The organism is Citrobacter sp. Cm038 (assembly GCF_030333105.1).
GTDB lineage: Bacteria > Pseudomonadota > Gammaproteobacteria > Enterobacterales > Enterobacteriaceae > Citrobacter > Citrobacter murliniae.
Genome location: NZ_JAOWGO010000022.1, coordinates 1,045,702 through 1,070,905, shown reverse-complemented (window position 1 = coordinate 1,070,905; position 25,204 = coordinate 1,045,702). Strand labels below are relative to the sequence as shown.

Below are 25,204 nucleotides of genomic sequence, written 5' to 3'. Positions count from 1 at the left end.
TAAAATGAGTGCACAAGCCGAATTATTAAATGATGTCCCCGAGAATACTTATCGCAGCTCGTCTCAACAGCACGATCCCCGTAGCCATAATGATGACCCGCTATTAGATAGTTTGCTTATTCTCTGCTCTCTGCACGGTAAGCAGGCCAGCCGTTCAACATTAAGCAGCGGCCTGCCATTAGAAAACAATCAACTCACGCTGAATATTTTTCCACGTGCTGCGGCACGGGCTGGTTTAAAAGCGCGAGTGGTAACACGCTCACTCGATAAGATCCCAGCGATGTCTTTGCCTGCCATCCTGATACTGCGTTCCGGCGGAACAGGTGTGTTGCTGGCATGGAACGACGATGGCAGTGCCCGTTTTATGCCCAGTGAAAGTGAAGGCGGGGAAATATGTGTCGATTTAACAACGCTTGAACACAACTATGGCGGAAAGGCTATTTTTGCTCACCCGCGCCACGAATTCGATTTGCAGACAGAAGCTTTTCTGCCTCGTACTAAATCCTGGTTTAAAGACACGCTCAGGCTATCACGCTTTCTGTATCTGGATGCTGTGCTGGCCAGCCTGCTGATCAACCTGATCGCTCTCGGCACGCCGCTTTTTACCATGAACGTCTATGACCGCGTTGTACCGAATCAGGCTACGGTCACGTTGTGGGTACTGGCAGTGGGAATCTGTCTGGCCTTTATATTTGATCTGATTTTGAAAATGCTGCGCGGCATCTGCCTTGATATTGCCGGCAAAAAGAGCGATCTCATTATTTCATCGACCTTGTTCGAACGCATTGTCGGCATGGAAATGAAAGAGCGCCCACCCCGGGTGGGTAGCTTCGCGCAAAACATCCATGAGTTTCAGTCTCTGCGTGACTTTCTCTCGTCACTCACATTGACGACGATTATTGACCTGCCTTTTACCCTGCTATTACTGATTGTCATTGGCATCATCGGCGGCGCACTGGCATGGATCCCCGTACTCACGCTACCCATTGCCCTGCTGTGCAGTTGGGCACTGCAAAACCCGGTCAATGCTGCGGTGGCAAAAACCATGAGCCTGGCCAGCGAACGCCAGGCGCTGCTCATTGAGACACTCAGCAGTCTGGACGCCATAAAAGTGAATAATGCGCAGAGCGAACGCCAGTTTCAATGGGAACAAACGTTGGGTAGCCTGAGCCGCCTGGAACTCCGGGTAAAAACTTTATCCAGCCTGGCGAGCAACCTGACTGGCTGGTTCCAGCAAATTTCAGGCGTCGTGATGATCGTCGTCGGCGTGTACATGATTATCGGCGGTAAACTGAGTATGGGGGGGTTGATCGCCTGCTATATGCTTAACGGCCGCGCATTAATGCCGATGGGTCAGCTTACCGGCCTCATTGCACGTTATCAGCAGGCAAAGCTGACCATCAAAAATACTGACAAGATGATGTCGCTGGCACAGGAACGTCGTGCAGATGAAAGCCCGCTCAATCGGGAACAGTTACAGGGCAGCATTGAATTTCGCGATGTAGATTTCAGTTACCCGGAACAAAAGAACCTGACACTGCACAAAATAAACCTGACCATTCAGCCAGGTGAACGTATCGGTATTATCGGGCGTAGCGGTTCAGGTAAAAGCTCTATCAGTAAACTTCTCGTCAATCTTTATCAGCCCTGCGCCGGAAACATTCTGATAGACGGTATCGATGCCCGCCAGTTAGACGTTAACGATCTGCGTCACAGCATCGGCTACGTGCCACAGGATATCCAGTTATTCAACGGAACACTGCGGGACAACCTGCTGTGCGGAGCACGATATGTTGATGATGAAACCATGCTGCGTGCAGCGGAACTGGCAGGGGTCAACGATTTTGCGCGCCTGCATCCTGATGGCTATAACCTGCAGGTCGGCGAACGCGGCTCCCAATTGTCCGGCGGGCAGCGCCAGGCGGTCGCATTAGCACGCGCGCTGTTACTTGCTCCCCCTATTCTACTACTTGATGAACCCACCAGCTCAATGGATAACACCAGCGAGGAGAGGCTTAAACATGCTCTTGCACCCTGTATCGCGGGTAAAACATTATTACTGGTCACCCATCGCGCCTCTATGCTGTCGCTGGTTGAGCGCCTGATTATTGTTGATAAGGGACGTATCATCGCAGATGGTCCAAAAGCGGTGGTGATGGATGCGTTAAAAAAGGGGCAGATAAATGCTTCTCACTGAGATCCTGACTCGTGCTCGCCACTATATGCAGCGCTACTTTCGCGGCCGCGATGAAAATCAAACCGACAGTATCAATGAAGTCAGTTTGGCCATTATTGATGACGCCCCCAGGGTTATTCGGCTCACGCTGTGGGTGATCCTCACGTTGGTTGTCCTGTCTTTCGTGTGGGCTGGTTTTGCAAAAATTGATGAAGTGACGCGCGGTGAAGGCAAAGCCATCCCCTCATCCAAACTACAAAAAATACAGAATCTGGAAGGCGGGATCGTGACCCGGCTTTATGTCCACGAAGGGCAAATCGTCAATGCGGGTACCCCGTTACTGCATCTTGATGACACGCGCTTTGCCTCAAACGTTGGTGAAACAGAGGCCGATAAACTCGGTTTACGGGCGAAGGTAGAACGGCTGACAGCGGAAGTGGAGAACCGGGATTTTATTATCTCGCAAGACATTGCGGCTCAAGCACCTGACGTCGCCAGGGGGGAAACCGAGCTGTATAACAGCCGTCGGGAACAGTTTCGCAACGAAATATCCGGGCTTGAAGAACAACTGGTACAGAAAAAACAGGAGCTACGAGACGTTGAATCGAAGCAAGATCAGTTTAAGCACAGCCTGGACTTAATCCGCCAGGAGATCAAAATGTCGGAGCCTCTGCTCGCTTCAGGCGCAATTTCTAAAGTCGAGCTGCTGCGCCTGCGCCGCACTGAAGTGGAAACCGCCGGGCAGTTAAATTCGACGAACCTAACGCTTCCCAAAGCCTCGTCAGAGATTAAAGAGATTGAGAATAAAATCGGCGAAAACCGCGGTCGTTTTCAAAGCGATGCGCTCGCACAGTTGAACGAAGCCCGCACCAATCTGAGTAAAGCCCAGGCCAGCGTAAAAGCCCTCGAAGACAGAGTTAACCGAACCATGGTCACGTCACCGGTGCGTGGTATCGTCCAGCAGGTGATGGTGAATACAATCGGCGGAGTTATTCAACCGGGAAGCGACCTGGTTGAAATCGTCCCACTGGATGACAAGCTCCTCATCGAAGCCAAAATACAGCCTCGTGATATCGCCTTCCTTCATCCAGGACAGCATGCAATGGTGAAATTTACCGCCTACGACTACACCATCTATGGCGGTCTGAAAGGTGAAGTGGTCCAGATAAGTCCTGACACTGTTACAGATAAACAAGGCCGAAGCTTCTACGTTGTTCGCCTGCAAACGGACAAAAACTACCTGGGGACAAAAGAGCATCCAATGTTGATCATTCCAGGCATGGTCGCGACTGTCGATATTCTAACCGGCAAGAAAACGATTTTAAGCTATCTGCTGAAACCGATTCTTCGGGCGCGCGCAGAAGCGCTCAGAGAGCGTTAATCACTTACTGCGCCCCTTTCATTAAGTCAGGGGCGCGTATATTCAGGAAGGGGTATAGGAAGAGAGTTTCCCGCGATTCAGGATGATTTTTCCGTCACTCACCAGCTCCTGTAACACCTTATGGATCGCGCTTCGGGAAATATGGTTTCGCGTCAAAATGAAGGTATACACAGATGTTTTTTCGCGCACATCCGGAGCCATCGCCCAAATGAACTTTACATGTTCGATAATCAGTTCGCGGATAGTGCGGTGAGACTGCAACGTTTCGCGCTGGAAATAGCGTTGCAGATGGTGCGTTAAAATATCAAACGCCTGCTTCCACAGATTTTTAGCGGTGAACAGCAGATCGGCATTCTGCACGCTCATTGCCCACATTTCGCAATCTGTATCGCAGCGTAAATAGTGTCCAGCTACCTCCGTTCGCATTTGCGGTAGCCCCAGAATCGCTGGTGCGGAAATACTCACTGTCACTAGATCATTTTCTACACGATAAACAGAGACCGTCCCTTTCTCCAGAAACAAGATATTTCCATCGACTTTCAGATCAATACGCTGGCGTTTTTTCCGTAAGGATAACCAGGCACTGTCTGATTTTTTGATTTCTTCACCGATAAGCACTACAGACTTTTCTATTTCGTTCTGGAACATGGGGCTCTCTAACGCAGTTTTATGTTTTACAAAAAAACAGAAATAAAAATAAATGTCAGCCTGAAAATATGCTGACATTTATTTCCATTTACATTAATCGTGTTAATCCGTATACATCGCACTACAGATACTGCAACAACTTAACTATTATAGTTTAACCACCATGCTTTCCCTGGTGCAGTGGCGCGTTAACGGCGTAAGCCATATTCTCGCGTGGTGGTGCCAAACAGTATATTGCGCTGTCCATAGAGAATTAATGCTTATCACCTTTGTAGCCATTATTTCTTCTTTCTCCTCTTTACGCAATAGCCAAAAAGATACAATTCATTGATTTTAATATGTTTTATTTTCATTAAAAAATTATCGTTGTTGTTATATTATGATACTAAAATGAAACACTTCATGGCTCTTGCTGCAAAACTGGCAGGCATTGGTGCCCTTTAGCCTCGAGTGTTTTCAATACTGACCAACCATTGGATGAATCATCAAGAGTAGAGACACCATGTCCGAGACTGGTACCGTCAGTTATCTGATTGAAAGAAAAATAATCTTTACACCAGCCACACAATACCTGGCGAGAGTGGACCAACCTGAGCAACAGATAAAGCTCAAGCAAACAGCATCTTTATGTCTTTTATTACTTATTGAAAATCAAGGAAAGGTTGTCTCACAGAACGAACTGCTGGAATTTGGCTGGGGTGAAAATCATCGTCAGGCGAGCTTCAATGCCTTCTACCAGAGCATTCTCTCGCTGCGTAAAAGTTTTCTTCAGTTAGAACTGGATCCGTCCTTTATCACAACAATAAAACGCAAGGGACTGATTATTAATGAAGAGATTAGGATTGAGGAGATAGAAACTCCGCAAATTCTCGCTTCAGTAGCAGAGGAATCATGCGTACTAAACGCTGACCTGACTGAATTCTCTGATGAGACACCGCATAAGCCGCTGATAACCAAAACAGAAACGATGCTCATCGCACTCACTATTATCATCTGTGGTTTGATACTGTATCCACGAACTGCCAGTGATGATTATTTTTCAGGCTATATCACCGCACAAAATAACCCTACTGATTGTCAGTATTATTTTAATCATGATGCCAGCAATTTCACCCGGCATACCTCTTTTATCGACAGAAACCCTGGGTTATGTCAGAGCAATAAATATATTTATATAACAACCTATCCTGAATCCAAAAAGTTGTCGGTGATCCTTTGCCGCTCCCCAATGCAGAGAGAGCAGAAAAATACTTGTCAGTCTATCTATTACCCACGGTACGATAGTTAATGAATATAAATATTCGCACTCCCCGACTCCGAATACAAACAGGTATTATCCTGCTACTTTGTGTCGTGGTTATTATTCTCACTGCGTTTTATCAGCACGGTAAAAATCATAATCATCTGCATAATCTTGCCTGCCGGGCAACTATTGAAATAGTACGCAATACCGCCTCATTTCGTGGGGTCATTGATATCAAAACCGGGGATAGTAAAGGCATTGTGAATATTGATGGCATTATCAAAGATGCAACGAATAATGATCAAACCGTGCAACGAATGGTGCTCTTTACACACTCCAGTTATGGTTCAAGTCCGGTCTGGGTATCGCAGGAAATCCATATCTCAAATCGTGAAACAGCTCCCACCAGTATTATTCAGGAGCTACTCCCCGATTTATTCCTGACCAACACAAGCATCTCCAATGTCGATCTATTCGCCATGAATAGTGAAACATATCTGATTACTAAAGAAGGGATCCCTTATCTTTACTGCCAGAATTACGCGTTGCCAGGAAATGAATAATGGCTCAGCTTTCTGACGCCAGCTCCCCGAATATCGGTTTTATCGTCCGGTTCACGATGACCGGTTGACTCATCCTCGCATTGCGCTAAATCCCACGGATGAATCTCTGGGGTGGTCGGTGATAAGATACCCCATTCAGGCTGAGTCTAAGCTCGCCGTTACTGCCTTCAGGCTGCTTTCGATATAAAAATTTATGGGTTTATGTGAGTTTACAGGGGTTCACATGAAACGACCCAGGTACCCAAAAAGATTAAAAAAACGAGCTGAATCAATATGAAAGAGTCACTTGATACGGACTTCACCAATCACACCCCCATGATGCAGCAGTATCTCAAGCTGAAGGCTCAGCACCCGGAGATACTGCTGTTTTACCGCATGGGCGACTTTTACGAGCTGTTCTACGACGATGCAAAACGTGCGTCGCAACTGCTTGATATCTCGCTAACAAAACGCGGTGCGTCTGCAGGCGAGCCGATCCCGATGGCGGGTATTCCTCATCACGCGGTGGAAAATTACCTCGCCAAGCTGGTCAATCAGGGCGAGTCAGTCGCCATTTGTGAACAGATTGGTGATCCGGCCACCAGTAAAGGGCCGGTTGAACGCAAAGTTGTACGCATCGTAACGCCTGGCACTATCAGCGATGAAGCGCTGTTGCAGGAACGTCAGGACAACCTGCTGGCCGCCATCTGGCAGGACAGTAAAGGCTACGGCTACGCCACGCTGGACATTAGTTCTGGCCGTTTTCGCGTCAGTGAACCCGCCGACCGCGAGACCATGGCAGCTGAACTGCAACGAACCAACCCGGCGGAACTGCTGTATGCCGAAGATTTTGCAGAAACATCACTGATCGAAGGTCGTCGCGGACTGCGTCGCCGTCCACTGTGGGAATTTGAGATAGACACCGCCCGCCAGCAGCTTAACTTGCAGTTTGGCACGCGGGATCTGATTGGCTTTGGCGTCGAGAACGCTCCGCGCGGGCTATGTGCCGCAGGCTGCCTGCTGCAATATGTAAAAGATACGCAGCGTACTTCTCTGCCGCATATTCGCTCCATCACCATGGAACGCCAGCAGGACAGCATCATTATGGATGCTGCTACTCGCCGTAATCTGGAGATTACCCAGAATCTGGCGGGAGGCGTAGAAAACACTCTGGCCTCAGTGCTCGACTGCACCGTCACCCCCATGGGCAGCCGTATGCTTAAACGCTGGCTGCATATGCCGGTACGCGACACTAACGTCCTGACTGAACGCCAGCAGACTATCGGTGCGCTCCAGGATGCCACAGCAGAGCTACAGCCAGTGCTGCGTCAGGTTGGTGACCTGGAACGTATTCTGGCCCGCCTGGCACTGCGCACCGCGCGTCCACGCGATCTCGCCCGTATGCGTCACGCCTTTCAACAATTACCGGAACTGCGCGCACAACTGGAGAGCGTTGATAGCGCTCCGGTACAGATGCTGCGCGAGAAAATGGGCGAATTCACCGAGCTGCGTGAACTGCTGGAACGCGCCGTGGTTGATGCACCGCCAGTGCTGGTCCGCGATGGCGGTGTCATCGCGCCAGGCTATAACGAAGAGCTGGACGAGTGGCGCGCACTGGCTGATGGGGCAACTGACTATCTGGACAGACTGGAGATCCGCGAGCGCGAACGAACCGGCCTGGACACGCTGAAGGTTGGATTTAATGCCGTACACGGTTACTACATTCAGATTAGCCGTGGGCAGAGCCATCTGGCCCCCATAAACTACGTGCGCCGCCAGACTCTGAAAAACGCCGAACGCTACATTATTCCTGAGCTCAAAGAGTATGAAGACAAAGTACTGACCTCAAAAGGCAAAGCACTGGCGCTGGAAAAACAGTTGTACGATGAACTGTTCGACATGCTGTTACCACATCTGGCTGATTTGCAGCAGAGCGCCAGCGCGCTGGCAGAGCTGGATGTTCTGGTCAACCTGGCCGAGCGTGCATATACGCTGAACTACACCTGCCCGACTTTCACCGATAAACCCGGAATTCGTATTACCGAAGGTCGTCATCCGGTGGTGGAACAGGTGCTGACAGAGCCGTTTATTGCCAACCCGTTAAGCCTTTCGCCTCAGCGTCGGATGTTGATCATCACCGGCCCGAATATGGGGGGTAAAAGTACCTATATGCGCCAGACTGCGCTGATTGCGTTGCTGGCCTATATCGGCAGCTATGTTCCGGCACAAAAGGTGGAGATCGGCCCAATCGACCGCATCTTTACCCGCGTGGGTGCTGCAGATGACCTGGCTTCCGGCCGTTCAACCTTTATGGTCGAGATGACTGAAACTGCCAACATCCTGCATAACGCCACCGAGAACAGCCTGGTTCTGATGGACGAGATTGGACGCGGTACGTCAACTTACGACGGCCTGTCGCTGGCATGGGCATGTGCAGAAAATCTCGCTAATAAAATCAAAGCATTAACGTTATTCGCAACGCACTACTTCGAGCTGACACAATTACCGGAGAAAATGGAAGGCGTTGCCAACGTGCATCTGGACGCGTTAGAACACGGTGATACCATCGCCTTTATGCATAGCGTACAGGATGGTGCAGCAAGTAAGAGCTACGGCCTGGCAGTGGCTGCACTGGCAGGTGTACCGAAAGACGTTATCAAACGTGCGCGACAAAAACTTCGCGAGCTGGAAAGTATTACACCAAATGCAGCCGCTACTCAGGTAGATGGTACGCAAATGTCGCTGCTTTCCGCTCCTGAAGAAACCTCTCCAGCCATCGAAGCTCTGGAAAATCTCGACCCGGATTCCCTGACGCCACGCCAGGCGCTGGAGTGGATCTATCGGTTGAAAAGCCTGGTTTAACAGGACGATGCCCTTATCAACCGGATGAGGCATTTACTCCTCCATCCGGTAATTGAGACTTCATACCTGCGCAGGTAAAAGAAAAAGGCCAGTCTCTCGACTGGCCTTTCTTGATAGAACTTTGCTTACTCGCGGAACAGCGCTTCGATATTCAGCCCCTGAGTCTGCAGGATTTCACGCAGACGACGCAGACCTTCAACCTGAATCTGGCGAACACGTTCACGGGTGAGACCAATTTCACGGCCCACATCTTCCAGTGTCGCAGCTTCATATCCCAGCAAACCGAAACGACGTGCCAGCACTTCACGCTGTTTGGCGTTCAGTTCGAACAGCCATTTGACGATGCTCTGTTTCATATCATCGTCTTGCGTGGTGTCTTCCGGACCGTTTTCCTTTTCATCGGCCAGAATATCCAGCAACGCTTTTTCGGAATCGCCACCCAGCGGGGTGTCTACCGAGGTAATGCGCTCGTTGAGTCGGAGCATACGGCTAACGTCATCAACCGGTTTATCCAGTTGTTCTGCAATCTCTTCTGCGCTCGGTTCGTGGTCCAGTTTATGCGACAACTCACGCGCGGTACGCAGATAGACGTTCAGCTCTTTTACAATGTGGATCGGCAGTCTGATAGTACGGGTTTGGTTCATAATCGCCCGTTCTATCGTCTGGCGGATCCACCAGGTTGCGTATGTTGAGAAGCGGAACCCGCGTTCCGGGTCAAACTTCTCGACGGCACGGATAAGCCCCAGATTGCCCTCTTCAATCAGATCCAGCAATGCCAGACCACGATTGCCATAACGACGGGCAATTTTAACCACCAGACGCAGGTTACTTTCAATCATGCGACGGCGAGAGGCAACATCTCCACGCAGTGCGCGACGCGCAAAATAAACTTCTTCTTCGGCTGTTAACAGTGGTGAATACCCAATCTCACCAAGGTAAAGCTGAGTCGCGTCCAACACACGCTGTGTGGCCCCTTGCGATAACAGCTCCTCTTCAGCCAGGTCGTTATCACTGGGTTCCTCTTCACTCAAGGCTTTTTCATCAAAAGCCTCTACTCCGTTCTCATCAAATTCCGCATCTTCATTTAAATCATGAACTTTCAGCGTATTCTGACTCATAAGGTGGCTCCTACCCGTGATCCCTAACGGAACTAGCAAGTGAAAGCCTGGTTCCGCCGAATTATCGCTGCGGTAAATAACGCAGCGGGTTTACGGATTTCCCCTTGTAACGAATTTCAAAATGCAATCGTGTTGAACTGGTTCCGGTACTACCCATGGTAGCTATTTTCTGCCCCGCCTTGATTTCTTGTTGTTCCCGGACCAGCATCGTATCGTTATGGGCGTAGGCGCTCAGGTAATCATCGTTATGTTTGATGATAATAAGATTACCGTAACCACGCAGTGCGTTACCGGCATATACGACGCGCCCATCTGCGGTCGCGACAATAGCCTGTCCCTTACTGCCTGCAATGTCGATCCCTTTATTGCCACCTTCGGTAGCCGCGAAGTTTTCGATCACTTTGCCGTCAGTCGGCCAGCGCCAGGTAGAGATTGGCGCGCTGGTAGATGTTGAGCTTGCAGTCGATTCGGTTGTGCTAACTGCTGGAGCCGTTACTGGCGCTGTGACAACTGTCCCAGCAGGCTTGTTGTTCGGCAACATTTTGTTAGCACTTTGTTCACCTGAATCCTCAGAATACGTAATTGTTGGTTTCGAAGCAACAGCAACGGTGGAATTTTGTGCAGGGTTGGTCACAACTCCTTGCTGTGCTGCATCCGCCTGAGTGATTGCATTACCACCGGTAATCGGTGCACCCGACGCGTTGCCCACTTGCAGAGTCTGCCCCACATTCAGGCCATACGGGGCCGGAACGTTATTTCGTTGTGCGAGGTCACGGAAATCGTTCCCGGTAATCCAGGCAATATAGAAAAGCGTGTCACCTTTCTTAACCGTATAAGTACTGCCGCCGGTATAACTACCTTTCGGAATGTTCCCATACTTACGATTGTACACAATACGACCGTTTTCCATCTGAACCGGTTGTTCCGCAACGGGTTGGATCTGTCCGGACTGAGTGACCGGACGCTGCACCGGTTGGATCTGTGGCGTTTGCTGTGCTGTCGCCGTTGTGCCCATTTTTGGTGGAGGCGTAATTAGCATGCCGGAGCTGGTGTTCGTTGAGCCGCCACCGCCAACAGAACTGACCGGCGCTGGTGGATTCGAGGTGTTAGAACAACCTGCCAGCCATAACGAAACCAGTGACAATGCCGCAATGCGGCGAACGGTAAATTTGTGGCTTCCCGCGCTCATTTATCCCCCAGGAAAATTTGGTTAAAACCCGTGACGTAATCACCGTGCAAAGCATCGGGCTGGACACTGGAAAACGTGACCACGATACGCTTACTAATTCCAGAATATCCAGGAAAACTCCAGGTATTCAGAACCTGTATCTACGCTAATTCCCCTTTCACTAAGGGAACAAAACGTACGGCCTCCACGGTGTCGATAATAAATTCGCCCCCCCGACGACGCACCCTTTTCAAAAACTGGTGCTCATCACCCACGGGTAGGACGAGAATGCCGCCTTCATCCAACTGCGTCATTAATGCTGTTGGGATCTCCGGCGGAGCTGCCGTCACAATAATAGCGTCAAATGGGGCTCGCGCTTGCCAGCCTTGCCATCCATCACCATGACGAGTCGAAACATTGTGTAAATCGAGCTGCTTCAGACGACGTCGCGCCTGCCATTGCAAACCTTTGATCCGCTCAACGGAACAAACATGCTGCACCAGATGCGCCAGAATTGCCGTCTGGTAACCAGAACCGGTACCAATTTCCAGCACCCGCGATTGTGGCGTTAACTCAAGAAGCTCGGTCATGCGGGCAACCATATAGGGCTGCGAAATCGTCTGCCCCTGGCCAATCGGCAGGGCGATGTTTTCCCAGGCCTTATGCTCAAACGCCTCATCAATGAATTTTTCACGCGGCACGGCAGCGAGCGCATCAAGGACATGCTCGTCTCTGATGCCCTGCGCACGTAATTGTTCAAGAAGAGTGTGTACGCGTCTGCTTACCATTGCGTGTTAACTCCCACGCTGTCTAACCAGTCAGAAACGACCTCATGCGCACCGTAAGCGGTTAAATCGACATGCAGCGGAGTGACCGAGACATAGCCTTCATCTACGGCAGCAAAGTCCGTATCCGGCCCGGCATCGCATTTTTCTCCCGGAGGTCCAATCCAGTACAGCGTGTTACCACGCGGATCCTGCTGTGGAATCACTTGATCCGCCGGATGACGACTACCACAGCGAGTGACGCGAATGCCTTTAATCTGATCCAGCGGCAAATCCGGTACATTAATATTCAGAATGCGCCCGGTTCGCAGCGGTTCACGGCTCAGCGCCCGCAAAATACGGCAAGTTACCGCCGCGGCAGTATCGTAATGTTTATGACCGTCAAGGGAGACGGCCAGCGCAGGGAATCCCAAGTGTCGCCCTTCCATTGCCGCAGCGACAGTCCCTGAATAGATAACATCATCGCCCAGATTAGGGCCTGCGTTAATCCCGGAAACCACAATATCCGGGCGCGGACGCATTAACGCATTTACGCCCAGATATACGCAGTCAGTAGGTGTACCCATTTGCACAGCGATATCGCCGTTATCAAAGGTAAAGGTGCGAAGCGAGGATTCCAGCGTCAGCGAGTTAGACGCGCCACTGCGGTTACGATCCGGGGCAACTACCTGTACATCAGCAAACTCACGCAGCGCTTTCGCCAGCGTTTGTATACCGGGTGCATGAACCCCATCATCGTTACTCAGCAATATACGCATAATCACCCATTGTGTTAATAAGTTCCCTTACAACACTGGTGGCGAAGCTACCTGCCGGTAGCCAGAAGCGCAACTCAACGGTTACATCATCCCACCAGTTCCAGCTTAATTGTTGTGGATACAGCAGCATAGCGCGACGCGATGCTTCAACTTTTTCACGTAATAACAAAGACTGCAGCGTAGTTTCATCAGCAATAGCAGCCTCTTCAAACGCCAGCGCATCGCGCTGAGTTCCCCACTCACCGCTGCCCGGTAATGCTGCTGTAATCATTAATTCCTTTTCATCGACACGACGCTGTAATTCAGCCTGTTCTTCCGCTGTCGCGACAAACCAACTTCCTCGTCCCGACAATTGTAGCGCATCGCCGTCAACAACTTGATTAAAGTCTGTTTTTTTCAACCGTTCGTTGACTATCTGATTAAACAACGCGCTGCGGGCTGCCGACAACCAAAAACTGCGTTTATTGCGATCGCGCACCGGAGCATCACTTTGTGCCCAGCGTAGCGCCCCTTGCAGGTTACTGCCGCCAATGCCAAAACGCTGCGCGCCAAAATAGTTCGGCACGCCGCGCTCGCTAATTGCCTGCAAACGCGCTTCAACGTCATCACGTGCGCTGACTTCGCGCAGAACCAACGTAAATGCGTTACCTTTCAAAGCGCCTAAACGCAGCTTACGCTTGTGGCGGGAGTACTCCAGCACTTTACAGCCTTCAAGCTCAAATTTGCTTAAATCAGGCATCGTATTGCCCGGCACGCGCGCGCACAGCCACTGTTCCGTGACTGCATGCTTATCTTTCTGCCCGGCAAAGCTCACTTCACGGGCATGGATTTTCAGGAATTTAGCCAGCGCGTCAGCCACAAAACGCGTGTTACAACCATTTTTCAGGATGCGAACCAGAACGTGCTCCCCTTCACCGTCCGGTTCGAAGCCTAAATCTTCGACGACCACAAAGTCTTCCGGATTTGCTTTCAGCACGCCACTGCCTTGTGGTTTACCGTGGAGATACGTCAGAGCGTCAAATTCAGTCATTTCGTTGCCTTTATGAGTAAGGCCACAGCTTCACAGGCAATCCCTTCCCCACGTCCGGTAAATCCGAGTTTTTCCGTGGTGGTCGCTTTCACGTTAACATCATCCATATGGCAGCCGAGATCTTCGGCAATAAATACACGCATTTGCGGAATGTGCGGCAGCATCTTCGGCGCCTGAGCAATAATAGTCACATCCACATTACCAAGGGTATATCCTTTGGCCTGAATACGGCGCCAGGCTTCACGCAATAATTCGCGGCTATCCGCCCCTTTAAAGGCCGGATCGGTATCCGGAAAGAGTTTACCAATATCACCTAACGCCGCTGCCCCTAAAAGGGCATCGGTCAGTGCATGGAGTGCAACATCCCCATCAGAATGCGCCAGCAACCCCTTTTCATACGGGATGCGCACACCACCAATGATAATTGGGCCGACGCCTCCAAAGGCGTGTACGTCAAAACCGTGTCCAATTCGCATTATGCATTCTCCAGATGGGTTGTTCGGGTCAGATAAAATTCGGCAAGCGCCAGATCTTCCGGGCGGGTGACTTTAATATTGTCAGCGCGCCCTTCGACCAGTTGCGGATGAAAACCACAATATTCCAGCGCCGAGGCCTCATCTGTAATGGTCGCGCCTTCATTTAGCGCCCGGATAAGGCAGTCGTGTAACAGCTCGCGAGGAAAAAACTGCGGCGTCAACGCATGCCATAAATCAGTGCGATCTACCGTATGGGCGATGTCTGTTTTACCCGGCTCCGCACGTTTCATCGTATCTCGCACCGGTGCGGCAAGGATACCGCCAGTACGGCTGGTTTCACTTATCGCCAGCAAACGGGATAAATCGTCCTGATGCAGACACGGCCTGGCAGCATCATGCACCAGTACCCATCGGGCTTCCCCGGCGGCTTGCAAACCGGCAAGAACCGAATCGGCGCGTTCATTACCGCCATCGACAACGGTGATTTGAGGATGTTGGGCCAGAGGAAGTTGGGCAAAGCGGCTGTCGCCAGGGTTGATGGCAATGACGACTCGCGTCACCCGGGGATGCGCGAGTAGCGCATGGACCGAGTGCTCAAGAATGGTTTTATTACCAATTGAAAGGTACTGCTTAGGACACTCTGTTTGCATTCGGCGGCCAAACCCGGCAGCCGGCACCACGGCGCAAACGTCCAATAAAGTGGCTGCCATGTTAGATCCCTGGATGGTTTATCGATTGTTTTGTCCTGCAGTCTGCGCGCGTTTAGACGCGTCAGGCACCAGACGATAAAACGTTTCGCCCGGCTTAGTCATACTGAGTTCGTTGCGTGCGCGCTCTTCAATCGCTTCCTGACCGCCATTGAGATCGTCAATTTCGGCAAAGAGCTGATCGTTACGCGCCTTAAGTTTCGCGTTTGTAGCTTGTTGCGCAGCCACATCATCGTTGACGCGGCTATAGTCATGTATGCCGTTCTTACCGAACCACAGCGAATACTGCAGCCAGACTAATAAAGCCAGCAACAGCAGCGTTAGTTTACCCATCCTGCCCCCTGAAAAACGGCATCAACATCCCATAATATCCGCAGACGACTTTACGTCCGCAGGTGGGAACGCCGCGACAACGCGGGCAAATGTACCACATTTGCCCGTTGTTACGTATACCCCGTGTAAGGAGAACATAATCTCATTGTTGGTTACGGTTTGAATTATGACCAGTCCGGCATATAGCCCCGGACGTCATTAAAAAGAAGGGAGCCAGCCTAACCCAGTAGCCACATGAACAGCGCTCCGAACATCAGCCCAACCGCCAGCAGCGTAAAAGTGATACTCAGCAGCAGTTTGCCCTTCACTAAAGAGTGTAGGGCAATACCCGCCACAATCGCGACGGGCAGCAGCGCCAGGAAAAAAGGCCAGGTATAAATAAAGAAAAACAGCGTGTTAGGACCATAAATTAGACAAGGGATCCCCAGAGCCATCATCCATGCCACAAAACCAACCACGGCCCCCGGTAATGACCAGGTGGTCTCGTCGTCGGTTTTGAAGGTATCTGACTCTGTAAAAGTAATGTTATGGCTATTACGCATATCTAATCCTGTGACCTTGACTGCCCGGGCATACAAGTCCGGTGGTGTCTCAGGATCTGATAATATCTTGCTGCTTCAGCAGGTCTAATAATTGAGAGACCAAATTTGTTACCAATTGTTCACCATCCAGATGAATTTCAGGCGATTCAGGCGCTTCGTACACCGAGTCAATTCCGGTGAAATTGTGTAACTCCCCTGCACGCGCTTTTTTATACAGTCCTTTTGGATCGCGTAATTCACATATTTCCAGTGGCGTATCGACGAATACTTCAATAAAACGCCCATCACCCACACGTTCACGCACCATGTGTCGCTCAGCACGGTGCGGGGAAATAAATGCGGTCAGCACCACCAGACCGGCGTCCACCATCAGATTAGCCACTTCCCCAACCCGGCGAATGTTTTCCTTACGATCGGCATCGCTAAAACCGAGATCGCTGCACAGACCGTGACGTACGTTATCGCCATCCAACAAATACGTGCTGACGCCTTGTTTATGCAAAGCCTCTTCCAGCGCCCCCGCCACCGTCGATTTACCGGAACCAGAGAGTCCGGTAAACCACAGCACAACACCACGATGTCCGTGGCGTTGCTCCCGCTGTTGCGGCGTAACAGGATGGGCATGCCAGACGACGTTTTCGTCATGCAGCGCCATTAGTTGCCTCCCAGCAAATCGCGCGCACCCCAGTGTGGGAAGTGACGGCGTACCAGTGCATTAAGTTCCAGTTCAAAGGCGCTAAACTGGGATGCAGTGACATGCTCCTGTTCGACAGGCTCACGTACCAGCCCGGCCCCAACGGTGACGTTGGTCAGACGGTCAATGATAATCAGGCCCCCCGTAACCGGGTTCTGCTGATAGGTATCCAGCACCAGCGGTTCATCAAAGGTCAGATCAACCAGACCAATACCGTTGAGCGGTAACGCATCAACTTCACGTTGAGTCAGATTGTTGATGTCGACCTGATACTGCACGTTATCAACACGCGCACGCGTCTTTTTGCCCGCAACTTTGATGTCATAGCTCTGCCCAGGCGACAGCGGTTGTTCCGCCATCCACACGACATCCACAGCCGCACTTTGCACTGCCGGCAATGTTTCGCTGGCATCAAGCAGCAGATCGCCACGACTGATGTCGATCTCATCTTTCAGCACCAGAGTGATCGCTTCACCCGCATGAGCTTCCTGTAAGTCTCCATCGAACGTGACTATCCGCGCCACACTCGACTCAACGCCAGACGGCAGCACTTTAATCCGTTGTCCAACTTTTACGCTACCAGAGGCCAGCGTTCCGGCGTAGCCACGAAAATCGAGATTCGGTCGATTCACATACTGCACCGGGAAGCGCATCGGCTGGGTATCGACCACACGCTGGATTTCAACCGTTTCCAGAACTTCCAGCAACGTTGGGCCGCTGTACCATGGCATGCTGGCACTTTGCGAAGCCACGTTATCGCCTTCAAGCGCGGAAAGCGGCACGAAGCGGATATCCAGATTGCCCGGTAGCTGTTCAGCAAAAGTCAGATAGTCTTCGCGAATCCGGTTAAATGTCTCTTCGCGAAAGCCCACCAGATCCATTTTGTTGATTGCCACGACCAGATGCTTAATGCCAAGCAGCGTGGAGATAAAGCTGTGACGGCGAGTCTGATCCAGCACGCCTTTGCGCGCATCAATCAGCAAGATCGCCAGATCACAGGTAGACGCACCGGTCGCCATGTTGCGAGTGTATTGTTCGTGACCAGGGGTATCGGCAATGATAAATTTGCGCTTCTCGGTAGAAAAATAGCGGTAGGCCACATCGATAGTGATCCCCTGCTCACGCTCGGCTTGCAGGCCATCGACCAGCAGCGCCAGATCGAGCTTCTCGCCCTGAGTGCCATGACGTTTGCTGTCATTATGCAGCGACGAAAGCTGATCTTCGTAAATCTGACGCGTGTCATGTAGCAGACGCCCGATCAACGTACTTTTCCCATCATCCACGCTACCGCAGGTTAAAAAACGCAACAGACTTTTGTGTTGTTGGGCGACCATCCAGGCTTCAACGCCGCCTTCATTGGCAATTTGTTGTGCAAGTGTAGTGTTCATGGCGGCTCCTTAGAAATACCCCTGACGTTTCTTCAGCTCCATGGAGCCCGCCTGGTCACGATCTATTACGCGCCCCTGACGTTCACTGGTGGTTGAGACCAGCATCTCTTCAATAATTTCCGGCAGCGTTTGCGCATTCGACTCCACGGCACCGGTTAGCGGCCAGCAGCCGAGCGTGCGAAAACGCACCATACGTTTTTTGATAACTTCGCCCGGCTGCAAATCGATCCTGTCGTCGTCAATCATCATCAGCATACCGTCACGTTCAAGGACCGGACGCTCCGCTGCCAGGTACAGCGGAACAATGTCGATATTCTCCAGCCAGATGTACTGCCAGATATCCTGCTCGGTCCAGTTAGAGAGCGGAAATACGCGAATACTTTCGCCTTTGTTTATCTGCCCGTTGTAGTTGTGCCACAGTTCCGGACGCTGGTTTTTTGGGTCCCAGCGATGAAAACGGTCACGAAAGGAGTAAATACGCTCTTTAGCGCGCGATTTCTCTTCATCACGACGAGCACCACCGAACGCGGCATCAAAACCGTATTTATTCAGAGCTTGCTTCAGCCCTTCAGTTTTCATGATGTCAGTATGCTTGGCGCTACCATGGACAAACGGGTTGATCCCCATTGCCACCCCTTCCGGGTTTTTATGCACCAGCAGTTCGCAACCATAAGCTTTCGCCGTACGGTCACGAAATTCATACATCTCGCTAAATTTCCAGCCGGTATCAACGTGAAGCAAAGGGAATGGCAGCGTGCCTGGATAAAACGCTTTGCGCGCCAGATGCAGCATTACGCTGGAGTCCTTGCCGATGGAATACATCATCACCGGATTAGAAAACTCGGCGGCCACCTCACGAATGATATGGATGCTTTCCGCTTCCAGTTGCCGCAGGTGGGTAAGTCGTTTTTGATCCATAACCGTTCCTATGTAATGCCGCTATTTTGCTAACGATACTCAGATAACTCGACTATAGGGAGCGCAGGGGAGCGAATGAAATTACGAATTGGAATGAGTAGTTCCTCAAAGGAATAACGATCTGGAAAAGCAAATATCAAAAAGTGCTTAAGCTACCGAATTTCGGGCATTTAGGAGCAAATGAAATTGTTTTACCGCGATCACGGTTTCATACTAGCGGTTAAAAATTTATGCTTGGTATTTAAGGACTCATTATGTTTTCCGCATTGCGCCACCTTCCTGCTGCCCTGGCGCTCGGCGTATGCTTTATCCTTCCCGCACAGGCAACATCCGAGAAACCCGGAGTTATCGCTAATACTCAGGCTCGATATATAGCAACGTTCTTTCCTGGGCGCATGACTGGTTCTCCCGCCGAAATGTTGTCCGCTGATTATTTGCGTCAGCAATTTGAACAGATGGGATACCGCAGTGATATTCGGACATTTAATAGCCGCTATGTTTATACCGCCAAAAATAATCGTAAAAACTGGCATAACATAACGGGAAGCACCGTAATAGCAGCGCATGAAGGCAAAGCGCCACAGCAGATTATTATTATGGCGCACCTCGATACCTATGCCCCACAAAGCGATGCCGATTCCGATGCCAATCTGGGTGGATTAACCTTGCAGGGAATCGACGACAACGCCGCAGGTCTGGGCGTCATGCTGGAGCTGGCAGAAAAACTAAAAAATGTACCGACGCAATACGGCATTCGCTTTATCGCCACCAGCGGTGAGGAAGAAGGCAAGCTCGGTGCGGAGAACGTGCTCAAACGCATGAGCGCAGCAGAAAAGAAAAATACGCTGTTGGTCATTAACCTCGATAACCTTATCGTCGGCGATAAGCTCTATTTCAACAGTGGACAAAAAACCCCCGAAGCGGTACGAAAACTCACACGCGATCGGGCGCTGGCTATCGCCCATAGCCGCGGCATTACCGCCAGCACCAATCCGGGTATGAATAAGGACTATCCGAAGGGAACAGGATGTTGTAACGATGCGGAGGTTTTCGACAAAGCGGGAATTTCTGTGCTCTCCGTTGAAGCAACAAACTGGAATCTGGGCAAAAAAGACGGCTATCAGCAGCGGGCCAAAAGCGCCTCATTCCCCGCCGGCAACAGCTGGCATGATATACGGCTGGATAACCAACAGCATATCGATAAAGTGCTACCTGGCCGTATTGAACACCGTAGCCGCGACGTAGTACGCATTATGTTGCCGTTGGTGAAAGAGCTGGCGAAAGCGGGTTAATACACAAAATTAATGCCCGGTAGCGGATAGAGCTTACCGGGCCTTTTACCACTTCAACCTTCGTGCAGGCCACACTCGCGTTTAAGCCCGAAGAAGCGCGTCTCTTCTTCTGCCATGCCCGGTTCCCATTTACGGGTAGTATGGGTATCGCCCACCGAGAGGTAGCCCTGATCCCACAACGGATGATATTTCAGCCCGTGTTGCTGCAAGTACTGGTACACCGTCCGGTTGTCCCAGTCGATAATCGGTAGCAGTTTAAATACCCCGCGCTGAATGGCCAGCACCGGTAAATGCGCGCGGCTTCCGGACTGTTCACGACGCAGACCTGCAAACCAGGTTTGCGCATTCAGCTCTTTCAGCGCACGGTTCATCGGTTCAACTTTGTTGATGTCATTGTATTTCTCAATGCCCTCAACGCCCTGCTCCCACAGTTTGCCGTAGCGCGCCTCCTGCCAGGCAGCGCTCTCCTTAGCCCGATAGACCTGCAAATTAAGCTTGAGCTTGTCTGTTAACTCGTCAATGAATTGATAGGTTTCCGGGAACAGATAACCGGTATCGGTGAGGATCACCGGAATATCCGGACGGATCTGATTCACCAGATGCAAGCTGACCGCCGCCTGAATACCAAAGCTTGATGAAAGCACATACTCGCCAGGCAGGTTTTCGAGCGCCCACGCCACTCGCTCTTGCGCGCTTAGTTTTTCCAGTTGGCTGTTAGTTTCCGCCAACGCCATGACACGCTCAACTTTTGGTAGCGCGTTCAATGCGTTTAGATCGAGTTCGGACATCGTTACCTCACTTATTGCCTGATGGTGCTGCGCATCTCAGGCCTACAATCGTGCAGCAGGCCAGATAAGACATTCATGCCGCCATCCGGCAATTTCACATTATTCCCAGAGATCCCGAGCGGGATCGAGCACCGGGCGAATAATGCCCGCACGCACCGTAAAGTCTCCGAAGCCTTCACCCGCTTCGCGTTCTTTCACCCAGCGCCCAATCAGTTCATCCATCAATGCCAGAATTTCCGGCTCGGTGATATTCTCTTTGAACATGCGCGGAATGCGCGTACCGATACGGTTTCCGCCCAGATGCAGGTTGTAACGCCCTGGCGCTTTCCCCACCAGCCCAACTTCCGCCAGCATCGCGCGTCCGCAACCGTTCGGGCAGCCTGTTACACGCATTACAATATGTTCATCACTCACGTCATGCTTCGCCATCAGCGTGTCGATGTTATCAATAAACGTCGGCAGGAAGCGTTCAGCTTCAGCCATCGCCAGCGGGCAGGTCGGGAACGACACGCAAGCCATCGAGTTTTCACGTTGCGGGGTAACAGCATTCATCAGGCCGCTGTCACGCGCTATCTTTTCAATCTTCGCTTTCTGATTGTCCGGCACACCGGCAATGATCAGGTTCTGGTTCGCCGTAATACGGAACTCACCTTTGTGGATCTTCGAGATTTCCAGCAGTCCCGTTTTCAGCGGACGTCCAGGATAATCCAGAATACGACCATTCTCGATAAACAGCGTCAGGTGCCATTTATTATCGATACCCTTCACCCATCCAATACGATCGCCGCGCCCCGTAAATTCATACGGGCGAATCGGTTCGAATTTGATACCTGCACGACGCTCAACTTCCGCTTTGAAGGTCTCCACGCCCACGCGTTCCAGCGTGTATTTCGTTTTGGCATTTTTACGGTCGGTACGGTTGCCCCAGTCGCGCTGAGTCGTGACCACCGCTTCCGCCACCGCTAAAGTATGTTCCAGCGGCAGATAGCCAAATTCACTGGCTGTACGCGCATAGGTTTTCTTGTTGCCGTGCTCAATAGAAAGCCCGCCACCGACCAGAAGGTTAAAGCCCACCAGTTTGCCGTTTTCTGCGACCGCCACAAAGTTCATATCGTTAGCATGCAGATCGATATCGTTTTGCGGTGGGATCACCACCGTGGTTTTGAACTTACGCGGCAGATAGGTTTGCCCCAAAATCGGCTCTTCATCGGTCGTTGCGACTTTTTCCTGATCGAGCCAGATCTCCGCATAAGCGCGAGTGCGCGGTAGCAAATGTTCAGAGATCTTTTTCGCCCACTCGTAAGCTTCCGCGTGTAGCTCAGACTCATACGGGTTGGAGGTGCACAACACGTTACGGTTCATGTCGTTGGCGGTCGCCAGTGCGTCCAGCCCGACCGAATGCAGCATCTGATGCACCGGTTTGACGTTCTTTTTCAGAATACCGTGGAACTGGAAGGTCTGGCGGTTAGTCAGACGAATGCTGCCGTAAATGGTGTTGTCGTGGGCAAACTTATCGATCGCCTGCCACTGTTTGGTGGTGATAACACCGCCCGGCAGGCGGCAGCGCAGCAGCATCGCGTGACGCGGCTCCAGCTTCTGCTCGGCGCGTTCGGCGCGAATATCGCGGTCATCCTGCTGGTACATCCCGTGAAAACGGATCAGCAGAAAGTTATCACCTTTGAAACCACCGGTGAGACCGTCATTTAAATCTTCGGCAATGGTGCCACGCAGATAGTTGCTTTCCAGCTTCATACGTTCAGCGTCGGACAGCTTACCTTCGACCACCAGTGGTCCTGGATGTTTTTCACTCATTAGTAGACATCTCGCTGATAACGGCGCTCAACGCGCAGCTCACTTAAAAATTCATCCGCCGCTTCGGTATCCATACCACCGAATTCGGCAATCACTTCCAGCAAAGCCTGCTCAACATCTTTCGCCATGCGATTGGCGTCGCCGCAGACATAAATGTGCGCACCGTCATTAATCCAGCGCCACAGTTCCGCACCTTGTTGGCGCAGTTTATCTTGTACGTAGACTTTTTCTTTTTGGTCACGAGACCAGGCGAGATCGATACGGCTCAGCACACCCTCTTTGACGTAGCGCTGCCATTCCACCTGATACAGGAAATCTTCAGTAAAGTGCGGGTTGCCAAAGAACAACCAGTTTTTGCCCGGCGCTTCATCAGCAGCGCGTTGCTGCATAAAAGCGCGGAACGGCGCAATGCCAGTGCCAGGACCAATCATAATCACCGGCGTTTCAGGGTTAGCTGGCAGACGGAAGTTGTCGTTATGTTCAATGAACACACGCACTTCACCTTCTTCTTCAACGCGATCGGCGAGGAAGCTGGAAGCACCACCAGCACGCGCGCGGCCTTCAACTTCAAAACGCACAGCACCAACGGTGACATGCACTTCGCTTTCCACCTCTGCCTGTGAGGACGCAATGGAGTACAACCGAGGTGTCAGCGGACGCAACAGACCCGTTAACGCGTTAGCGTCCAGTTGTGCCGGAGAGAAGCGCAGCATATCGACAATCGGAGTTGTCGCCGCGTAATGTTGTAATTGCGCTTTATCGCCTACCAGCGGCAGTAATGTTTCACTGCGCGTTAAGCTGGCGTAATTCTCCACGATATTGGCTGTGTTAACCGTCAGTTCGAAATGCCACTGTAAGGCTTCAGTGAGCGGTATTAATTTCCCATCAACCGTGACAGGTTCATCACCTTTCAGCCATAACAGTTCTACGATCTCTTTCACTAAGGCTGGATCGTTTTGATACCAGACTCCTAAGGCATCGCCCGGCTGATAACGCAGACCCGAATCGCCAAGATCGATTTCAATATGGCGTACATCTTTTTCAGAGTCACGTCCGGTAATTTTCTGGTTCACAGAAAGGGAAGCACTGAGCGGCGCCTCTTTGGTATACGGACTGGTATGCACCTCGTTCACGGCACCACTTGCTGCGGTCTGGACAGAAGATGCAGCAGGGGCACGAGCCTTCAGCACATCAACCAGACGAGCACGCCATTCTGCCGCCGCGGTCTGGTATTCAACATCCGCATCCACACGATCGAGCAAACGTTCACCGCCAAGCTCCGCCAGTTTGCTATCGAAGTCTTTTCCAGACTGGCAGAAAAACTCGTAAGAGGTATCTCCGAGACCAAAAACAGCAAAAGCGGTGTTTTCAAGCTTCGGCGCTTTTTTAGAGAACAGGAACTTATGCAGCGCCACCGCTTCTTCCGCTGGTTCACCTTCCCCCTGAGTCGATGCCACCACAACCAGCAATTTTTCGTTAGCGATTTGTTTGAACTTATAGTCGCCGGCATTGATCAGGGTGACATTGAGTTTCGCGGCGAGCAGATCGTCGCGCAGAGCTTCCGCCACACGGCGGGCATTGCCGGTCTGTGAAGCGGAAATAAGCGTGATCCCCGGAACGTCAGCGACAGGCGCAGGTGAAGCAACATTTGCGCCCGGCTGCTGATTCAGCACGCCCCAGAAATAGCCAGAAACCCACGCAAGCTGCGAGGGCGAGAGATCGTTCGTGGCCGCCTGAAGGCGTGCCAGTTGCTCCGGGTTTAGCGGAAGCAAAGCAGAAGGTGGGGCCTGTGTCGTCATGCGTTGTCATGTTCCAGTAAGCAAAGCGGATTTCAGCAATAAAACCCAAACTGAAGATAAGGTTAACGGTGGTGATAGTCACAACTAAAGAAGTGATGGAAATAACAAATAACCAAATGGACTAACTTGTTTTAGCTATAGTTATTAACAGCAAAAACGATTATCTAATCGCATGAAATTAAAGAAAATAAAAAAGTTAACATCGATAAATAGTGCAATCAGGTGCTGAACGCCGTTTTAGTTAATGATAAAAAACGTACTTTCCGGTACCCTACGGCGGTTTTTCGTATCATTGAGAGCTAATCATGACCACCACCCTGTTTAAAGATTTCACCTTCGAAGCCGCCCACCGCCTGCCGCATGTACCGGAAGGACATAAATGTGGCCGCCTGCATGGTCACTCATTTATGGTGCGTCTTGAAATTACCGGTGAAGTCGATCCGCATACCGGTTGGATCATGGATTTTTCTGAGCTGAAAGCAGCGTTTAAGCCGACATACGATCGTCTGGATCACTACTACCTGAACGATATTCCGGGTCTGTCCAACCCTACCAGCGAAGTGCTGGCAAAATGGATTTGGGATGAGGTAAAACCTGTCGTCCCTCTGCTGAGCGCAGTGATGGTGAAAGAGACCTGCACGGCGGGTTGCGTCTATCGCGGCGAGTGATTCAAGACACTTGCCGGAAGGCGACGCATATTGTCTTACCCGGCCTACGAATGCGCACTATGTAGTGCCGGATAAA

23 protein-coding genes are annotated in these 25,204 nt (G+C 51.3%); 7 read left to right on the top strand and 16 right to left on the bottom strand.

Annotation, left to right across the window (positions count from 1 at the left end):
• Positions 1-4 precede the first annotated feature (4 nt).
• Together OGY01_RS16305 and OGY01_RS16300 are read left to right on the top strand one after the other, a co-directional pair.
• Positions 5-2,197, top strand: a complete 2,193-nt coding sequence (locus OGY01_RS16305; RefSeq protein WP_286493365.1) for a type I secretion system permease/ATPase — start codon at positions 5-7, stop codon at positions 2,195-2,197.
• A complete protein-coding gene (locus tag OGY01_RS16300) occupies positions 2,184-3,557 on the top strand; it encodes an HlyD family type I secretion periplasmic adaptor subunit (RefSeq protein ID WP_048220669.1) in 1,374 nt (457 codons plus the stop codon). The genes OGY01_RS16305 and OGY01_RS16300 overlap by 14 nt, the downstream gene beginning before the upstream one ends.
• A gap of 42 nt (positions 3,558-3,599) precedes the next feature.
• Here the strand turns inward: OGY01_RS16300 and OGY01_RS16295 are convergent, their stop codons facing one another.
• Positions 3,600-4,205 carry a helix-turn-helix domain-containing protein gene (locus OGY01_RS16295; RefSeq protein ID WP_045449769.1) on the bottom strand — a complete coding sequence of 202 codons (606 nt, stop codon included), beginning with the start codon at positions 4,203-4,205 and terminating at the stop codon, positions 3,600-3,602.
• A gap of 502 nt (positions 4,206-4,707) precedes the next feature.
• Here OGY01_RS16295 and OGY01_RS16290 point away from each other — a divergent pair.
• The 3 genes from OGY01_RS16290 to mutS all read left to right on the top strand — a co-directional run bounded on the left by OGY01_RS16290 (position 4,708) and on the right by mutS (position 8,852).
• A complete protein-coding gene (locus tag OGY01_RS16290) occupies positions 4,708-5,493 on the top strand; it encodes a winged helix-turn-helix domain-containing protein (RefSeq protein ID WP_048220668.1) in 786 nt (261 codons plus the stop codon).
• Complete coding sequence (locus OGY01_RS16285) at positions 5,493-6,011, top strand: hypothetical protein (protein WP_045446774.1); 519 nt, start codon at positions 5,493-5,495, stop codon at positions 6,009-6,011. The genes OGY01_RS16290 and OGY01_RS16285 overlap by 1 nt, the downstream gene beginning before the upstream one ends.
• Positions 6,012-6,284: 273 nt before the next feature.
• Positions 6,285-8,852, top strand: coding sequence for a DNA mismatch repair protein MutS (gene mutS, locus OGY01_RS16280; RefSeq protein WP_045446776.1), 2,568 nt, complete (start codon positions 6,285-6,287; stop codon positions 8,850-8,852).
• Positions 8,853-8,977: 125 nt separating this feature from the next.
• Here the strand turns inward: mutS and rpoS are convergent, their stop codons facing one another.
• The 12 genes from rpoS to cysD form a co-directional block, all read right to left on the bottom strand.
• Positions 8,978-9,970 (bottom strand): RNA polymerase sigma factor RpoS, encoded by a 993-nt coding sequence (rpoS, locus tag OGY01_RS16275; protein WP_000081498.1) that lies wholly within the window; start codon positions 9,968-9,970, stop codon positions 8,978-8,980.
• 61 nt (positions 9,971-10,031) lie between these two features.
• Complete coding sequence (nlpD, locus tag OGY01_RS16270; protein ID WP_223307009.1) at positions 10,032-11,114, bottom strand: murein hydrolase activator NlpD; 1,083 nt, start codon at positions 11,112-11,114, stop codon at positions 10,032-10,034.
• Between the two features lie 185 nt (positions 11,115-11,299).
• Entirely contained in the window at positions 11,300-11,926 is a 627-nt protein-coding gene (gene pcm / locus OGY01_RS16265; RefSeq protein WP_045446783.1) for a protein-L-isoaspartate O-methyltransferase, read from the bottom strand.
• On the bottom strand, positions 11,920-12,681 hold the full coding sequence (gene surE, locus OGY01_RS16260; protein WP_045446786.1) for a 5'/3'-nucleotidase SurE: 762 nt from the start codon (positions 12,679-12,681) through the stop codon (positions 11,920-11,922). Before surE ends, pcm begins: the two co-directional genes overlap by 7 nt.
• Positions 12,662-13,711 carry a tRNA pseudouridine(13) synthase TruD gene (truD, locus tag OGY01_RS16255; protein ID WP_045446790.1) on the bottom strand — a complete coding sequence of 350 codons (1,050 nt, stop codon included), beginning with the start codon at positions 13,709-13,711 and terminating at the stop codon, positions 12,662-12,664. The genes surE and truD overlap by 20 nt, the downstream gene beginning before the upstream one ends.
• Positions 13,708-14,187 (bottom strand): 2-C-methyl-D-erythritol 2,4-cyclodiphosphate synthase, encoded by a 480-nt coding sequence (gene ispF / locus OGY01_RS16250; RefSeq protein ID WP_003034167.1) that lies wholly within the window; start codon positions 14,185-14,187, stop codon positions 13,708-13,710. Before ispF ends, truD begins: the two co-directional genes overlap by 4 nt.
• Complete coding sequence (ispD, locus tag OGY01_RS16245; RefSeq protein WP_286493364.1) at positions 14,187-14,897, bottom strand: 2-C-methyl-D-erythritol 4-phosphate cytidylyltransferase; 711 nt, start codon at positions 14,895-14,897, stop codon at positions 14,187-14,189. Before ispD ends, ispF begins: the two co-directional genes overlap by 1 nt.
• An 18-nt stretch (positions 14,898-14,915) precedes the next feature.
• A complete protein-coding gene (gene ftsB / locus OGY01_RS16240; RefSeq protein ID WP_003034163.1) occupies positions 14,916-15,227 on the bottom strand; it encodes a cell division protein FtsB in 312 nt (103 codons plus the stop codon).
• A 218-nt stretch (positions 15,228-15,445) separates the two neighbouring features.
• Positions 15,446-15,769, bottom strand: coding sequence for a DUF3561 family protein (locus tag OGY01_RS16235; protein ID WP_045446796.1), 324 nt, complete (start codon positions 15,767-15,769; stop codon positions 15,446-15,448).
• Positions 15,770-15,818: 49 nt separating this feature from the next.
• Positions 15,819-16,424 (bottom strand): adenylyl-sulfate kinase, encoded by a 606-nt coding sequence (gene cysC, locus OGY01_RS16230; RefSeq protein WP_045446799.1) that lies wholly within the window; start codon positions 16,422-16,424, stop codon positions 15,819-15,821.
• Positions 16,424-17,851 (bottom strand): sulfate adenylyltransferase subunit CysN, encoded by a 1,428-nt coding sequence (gene cysN, locus OGY01_RS16225; RefSeq protein WP_045446802.1) that lies wholly within the window; start codon positions 17,849-17,851, stop codon positions 16,424-16,426. The genes cysC and cysN overlap by 1 nt, the downstream gene beginning before the upstream one ends.
• Before the next feature lie 9 nt (positions 17,852-17,860).
• Positions 17,861-18,769 carry a sulfate adenylyltransferase subunit CysD gene (gene cysD / locus OGY01_RS16220; RefSeq protein WP_003034152.1) on the bottom strand — a complete coding sequence of 303 codons (909 nt, stop codon included), beginning with the start codon at positions 18,767-18,769 and terminating at the stop codon, positions 17,861-17,863.
• 254 nt (positions 18,770-19,023) lie between these two features.
• Between cysD and OGY01_RS16215 the strand changes: the two genes are divergently transcribed.
• Positions 19,024-20,061, top strand: coding sequence for an aminopeptidase (locus tag OGY01_RS16215; RefSeq protein WP_045446805.1), 1,038 nt, complete (start codon positions 19,024-19,026; stop codon positions 20,059-20,061).
• 53 nt (positions 20,062-20,114) lie between these two features.
• On the opposite strand, the gene cysH is transcribed toward OGY01_RS16215, so the two are convergent.
• The 3 genes from cysH to cysJ all read right to left on the bottom strand — a co-directional run bounded on the left by cysH (position 20,115) and on the right by cysJ (position 24,460).
• On the bottom strand, positions 20,115-20,849 hold the full coding sequence (gene cysH / locus OGY01_RS16210) for a phosphoadenosine phosphosulfate reductase (protein WP_048220666.1): 735 nt from the start codon (positions 20,847-20,849) through the stop codon (positions 20,115-20,117).
• A gap of 99 nt (positions 20,850-20,948) precedes the next feature.
• Entirely contained in the window at positions 20,949-22,661 is a 1,713-nt protein-coding gene (gene cysI, locus OGY01_RS16205) for an assimilatory sulfite reductase (NADPH) hemoprotein subunit (protein WP_286493363.1), read from the bottom strand.
• On the bottom strand, positions 22,661-24,460 hold the full coding sequence (gene cysJ / locus OGY01_RS16200; RefSeq protein ID WP_286493361.1) for an NADPH-dependent assimilatory sulfite reductase flavoprotein subunit: 1,800 nt from the start codon (positions 24,458-24,460) through the stop codon (positions 22,661-22,663). Before cysJ ends, cysI begins: the two co-directional genes overlap by 1 nt.
• A 305-nt stretch (positions 24,461-24,765) precedes the next feature.
• On the opposite strand from cysJ, the gene queD reads away from it, so the two are divergent.
• Positions 24,766-25,128 (top strand): 6-carboxytetrahydropterin synthase QueD, encoded by a 363-nt coding sequence (gene queD, locus OGY01_RS16195; RefSeq protein WP_045446818.1) that lies wholly within the window; start codon positions 24,766-24,768, stop codon positions 25,126-25,128.
• Positions 25,129-25,204: the final 76 nt, after the last annotated feature.